Source organism: Streptomyces sp. HSW2009 (genome assembly GCF_040240285.1).
Taxonomy (GTDB): domain Bacteria; phylum Actinomycetota; class Actinomycetes; order Streptomycetales; family Streptomycetaceae; genus Streptomyces.
The window spans coordinates 1-2,033 of the sequence record NZ_JBEHZD010000889.1 but is presented as its reverse complement, the minus strand read 5'-3'; the positions used below and the strand labels follow the sequence as shown (position 1 = coordinate 2,033).

Below are 2,033 nucleotides of genomic sequence, written 5' to 3'. Positions count from 1 at the left end.
CCAGTCATTTCTCACCCCCCCCCCGCCCCACCCCCCCCTCGGCGCCGGGCGGGGGGGCTCGTTTTTTTTAAAACCCCCCCCCCCCCCCCCCCCCCCCACGGCCGGCCCCGGGCGCCGTTGCGTACGGCCCGAACCCACCGCACACCCACCCCCACACCCACGATCGGCCCGCGTCCGACGCCCGCCGTCGACCGCTGCGGCTGAGCCGGGAATCACGTCCGGAAGAGCGCTGAGCGGGCCGGCGCCGCGGCATCGCCATGACAACATGGTTAGGCCATCAAACGACCATGGAGTCACGCATGACGGACCCCGGCCCGCGTACGGCCGAGCCCACCCACGACCTCACCTCCGCCGCCTCCGCAACCCTCCCGGGCACCGCACCGGGCACCGTGTCCAGCGCCACCATCGACGCCCCGGCAGCCAGCGAAGACCCCGTCATACCCGGCCGGCCCACCTCCGCGGCCGGCACCGTTCTACCTGGTCAGCGCGGTGCCACCGGCCGCGCGAAGGCAACCCCCGGCGCCCCGTCCGCCACCCCGGCGAGCGCCGCTGCGCCAGCCGGCCCCACGGCGACCGCCTTGGCAGCGGCCAGCACCCCCGAGACCGCGGCGGCAGCCGCCCCCGTCCCGGCCCGGCTCGCCGCGCAGCGCCGTACCGGCCTGTTGGTCACCCTCATCCTCGGCGGGCTCACGGCGCTGCCGCCGCTGTCCATGGACATGTACCTGCCGGCACTGCCGGAGGTCACCGACGCCCTGCACAGCCCCGCCGCCACCGTGCAGCTCACGCTGACCGCCTGTCTGGCCGGCATGGCGCTCGGGCAACTGGTCGTCGGGCCGATGAGTGACCGGTGGGGACGGCGCAGGCCGCTGCTCATCGGCATGGTGATCTACGTGCTCGCCACCGCCATCTGCGCCTTCGCGCCCAACGCGGAACTGCTCATCGTCTTCCGGCTGCTCCAGGGCCTGGCCGGGGCCGCGGGCATCGTGATCGCGCGGGCGGTGGTGCGTGACCTGTACGACGGGGTCGAGATGGCCCGCTTCTTCTCCACCCTGATGCTGATCTCCGGGGTCGCGCCGATCATCGCGCCGGTGATCGGCGGCCAGGTGTTGCAGGTCACCGACTGGCGCGGGGTCTTCGTCGTACTGACCGTGATCGGCATCCTGCTCACCCTGGTGGTCTGGCGCTGGCTGGGCGAGACGCTGCCGCCCGAGCGCCGGCACACCGGTGGCCTCGGGCAGGCCCTGCACACCATGCGCGGCCTGCTCGGCGACCGCGTCTTCACCGGCTACACGCTCGCCGGCAGCTTCGCCTTCGCCGCGCTCTTCGCATACGTCGCCGGCTCCGCCTTCGTGGTCCAGGAGATCTACGGGGCCTCGCCGCAGACCTTCAGCCTGCTGTTCGGCGTCAACTCGATCGGCCTGGTCGCGGTCGGCCAGTTCAACGGCAAGGTGCTGGTGGGCCGGGTCAGCCTGGACAAGGCCGTCGCGGTCGGGCTCGGGGTGATCCTGCTGGCCGCGATCGCGCTGCTGGTCATGGCGGCCGGGGTGTTCGGCAAGGTCGGCCTGGTGCCGGTGGCCGCCGGCCTGTTCGTGCTGATGTCCGCGATGGGCCTGGTGATGCCCAACACCAACGCCCAGGCCCTGATGCGCACCCCGCACGCGGCGGGCTCCGCGTCCGCGCTGCTCGGCACCACCTCGTTCCTGATCGGCGCGGTGGCCTCGCCGCTGGTCGGCATCGCGGGCGAGGACACGGCGGTGCCGATGACGGTGGTCATGGTCGGGTCCACGCTCGCCGCCATCGCCTGTTTCGTGGGAATGTGCCGCCCATGGCAGCGTCAGGCGGACCAGAGCGCATGGTCCCAGCAGAAGGCCCCGGTCGCCGGCGGCCAGCCCAAGGACTGACCCCCGGCCCCACACCCCCCGCCACCGCGCCCGAACCCGGCACTCGAACCCGAACCGGCACGGGGCCCACCGCCGGCCCGGCGTCCCCCCGGCCCCCCCCCCCGGCCCCCCCCCCCCCCCCCCCCCCCCCCC

1 protein-coding gene and 1 pseudogene are annotated in these 2,033 nt (G+C 74.3%); both read left to right on the top strand.

Annotated elements, in window-relative coordinates; all coding sequences use genetic code 11:
- Window positions 1–204, top strand: a pseudogene (locus AAHZ94_RS33260) (hypothetical protein); the annotation flags it as partial.
- A gap of 95 nt (window positions 205–299) precedes the next feature.
- Window positions 300–1,901, top strand: coding sequence for a multidrug effflux MFS transporter (locus AAHZ94_RS33255; RefSeq protein WP_349997429.1), 1,602 nt, complete (start codon window positions 300–302; stop codon window positions 1,899–1,901).
- Window positions 1,902–2,033 lie beyond the last annotated feature (132 nt).

What these genes read in the sequence shown, in the direction of transcription:
- AAHZ94_RS33255 (WP_349997429.1), top strand. Translation starts at nt 300, where the DNA reads ATGACGGACCCCGGCCCGCGTACGGCCGAGCCCACCCACGACCTCACC.